Raw genomic sequence first — 2,374 nt, forward strand, 5'->3', positions numbered from 1 at the left:
TGCCGGCCACGCGCTTCATGCGCGATACGCCGTCGCTGCGGCGCATCGGCGCGCAATTGCAGAAGGTCGAGTATCCCGACCATCTCCGCGTGTCGGAGATCGTCGCACTGCACCGCGCGATGTACGTGCACGCGGACGCCGCGGTCACGGATGCGCTCGGCATCGCCGAACTGCTCGACAAGCCGTGCCGCGCGCGGTCGAAGGGGCAGCGCCAGCGCGTCGATCTCTACGTCGCGCTCGCGCACCGGCCCGAACTGGCCGTGCTCGACGAACCGTTCACCGGCCTCGACCGCCGTTATGCGGGCGTCGTGATCGACCTGCTGCGCCACCGCACGCGCGGCACGAGCGTCGCGATGATCTGCCACGCCGAGGAAGAGCTCGCCGTCGTCGACGATCTCGTGTGGGTACGCGACGGCGGCGTGCGCTACCAGGGCGACAAGGACGCGCTGCGCGCCGAGCTCGTCGGCGAAGCGCGCGCGGTCCTGCATTGCCGCGACGAAGCCGACGCGCGTGCGCTGCGCAAGCGCCTCGCGGCGCTGCCGGGCGTGACCGGCGTGCGCGTGTCGGCCGCGCATGTCGTCGAGGTGTTCGGCGATGCGACGCTGCATCCGAACGTGCACCGCATCGTAGGCGAACAGGGCATCCAGCATCTCGCGCTCGCGCCGAGCACACCGGGCGACCTGCTGCGCCTCTGTACCGAGGGCCCCTCCCATGACTAAGGTGTTCCTGATCCTCGTGCGCAACGAGCTGCTCGGCTACCTGCGCAGCCGCTCGTCGCTGTTCTGGACGCTCGTGTTCCCGGTGTTCCTGCTGAGCGTGATGCTGTTCGCGTTCGGCGGGTCGGGTTCGCTCGGCACTGCAGACATCGCATTCGACGTGCCCGGCGGCGCGACGCCGTACAGCCGCGCGTGCGAAGCGCAGATCGTCTCGAGCCTCACGCACAGCGACACGGTGAAGGCGACCTTCGACGGCCGCGGCGCGGCGGCCGATCGCGTGACCGTCGTGCTCGGCAACGACGAGCGCACGCCGGCGACGATCCGCTATGACTTCAACGGCTCGCTCGCGGTCAAGGCCGCGTCGCGCGTCGTCGCGATCGCGCTCGCGCGCTGCGCCGCGCAGCGGCTCGGGTTGCCCGCCGCACAGGCGCGCTTCGAAAACGCGGCACCGGCGCGCCGCCCGTTCGACTATGGCGCGTTCTTCGCGACCGGCATTCTCGTGATGGCGTTCATGGCGATCGGCCTCAACTCGACGACGACCGCAATCGCGTCGCTGCGCGAACGCAATACGTTCAAGCTGTACGTGTGCTTTCCGGTCTCGCGCGGCGTGTTCCTCGCCGCGCTGATCGTCGCGCGGATGATCATGATGGCGCTGTCGGCGCTCGTGTTGCTGACCGTCGCACGCGTCGCGTTCGGCATCGCGCTGCCGATTGCGACGCCGGACGGGCTGCGCGCGTTGCCGATCGTGCTGCTCGGCGCGGCGATGGTGCTCAGCATCGGCGTGCTGCTCGCGAGCCGCACCAAATCGCTGGCCGCCGCCGAACTCGCGTGCAACGTCACCTACTACCCGCTGCTGTTCTTCAGCGACCTGACGATCCCGATGCACGACGCACCGGCCTGGCTCAAGTCGGTACTTGCATTCCTGCCGACCAACCAGTTCGCGGTCGCGCTGCGCGGCGCGCTGGTCGACGGCGCCCCGTACGCGCAGCTCGCGCCGCAACTGCTCGGCATGACCGCGAGCACGGCGCTGTTCCTGTTCGCCGCCGCGCGGCTGTTCCGCTGGCACGACGCTTGACGCGTCGTCCGCTGTTTCGACGTTACGACGTTTCGACGAAGGAGAATCCCCCGATGAAATCGAGCCATCCCATCACCGACTACCTGCTGCACGCGAGCAACTTCCTGCCGGCGATCGTGTTCCTGTTCTACGGCCGGCTCGGCCCGGAACAACCGGACGTGCGCTGGACGCACGCGTTCCTGATCGGCGGCGTGCTCGCGCTCGTGCACGGCGCATGGCTGATCCGCCGCGCGGACCGCAACAGCATCGCGATCGGCGTCGACCTGTTCCTCGTGATCGGTGCGGTACTGGCGCTCGTGTCGCCGACAGGTAGCCGTTTGTGGGGCGAAGAACTCGGGCCGGCCGCGATGCTCGTCTGCGTGCTGGTCGTCGGCATCGTGCATACCGCGTGGTCGGACCGTGGTTTCGTCGACGGTGCGTTCGTCGACCAGGGACGCGTGCGTTCGCTGTCGATCGTGCTGCTCGCCGTCACCGTCGTCGCGCTCGCGGTGTCGATCACGATGCGCCACAGCCCGCTGTGGGGCGGCGTCGTGCCGCTGATCGCGCTGGTCGTCGTGCGCGGCCGGCTGCGCAAGCAGCTCGT

General features: G+C 69.3%; 3 protein-coding genes. All 3 read left to right on the forward strand.

Features of this window, described 5'->3' with window-relative positions:
• Positions 1 to 719 (forward strand): ATP-binding cassette domain-containing protein (locus G3N93_RS38100; RefSeq protein ID WP_206135338.1); only part of this gene is annotated, 719 nt, incomplete at its 5' end.
• Positions 712 to 1,791, forward strand: coding sequence for an ABC transporter permease (locus tag G3N93_RS38105; RefSeq protein WP_206135339.1), 1,080 nt, complete (start codon positions 712 to 714; stop codon positions 1,789 to 1,791). The genes G3N93_RS38100 and G3N93_RS38105, both read left to right, overlap by 8 nt.
• 53 nt (positions 1,792 to 1,844) lie before the next feature.
• A partial coding sequence (locus tag G3N93_RS38110) for a permease (RefSeq protein WP_206135340.1) occupies positions 1,845 to 2,374 on the forward strand: 530 nt, incomplete at its 3' end.

The organism is Burkholderia sp. Se-20378 (assembly GCF_017104665.1).
Lineage (GTDB): Bacteria > Pseudomonadota > Gammaproteobacteria > Burkholderiales > Burkholderiaceae > Burkholderia > Burkholderia lata.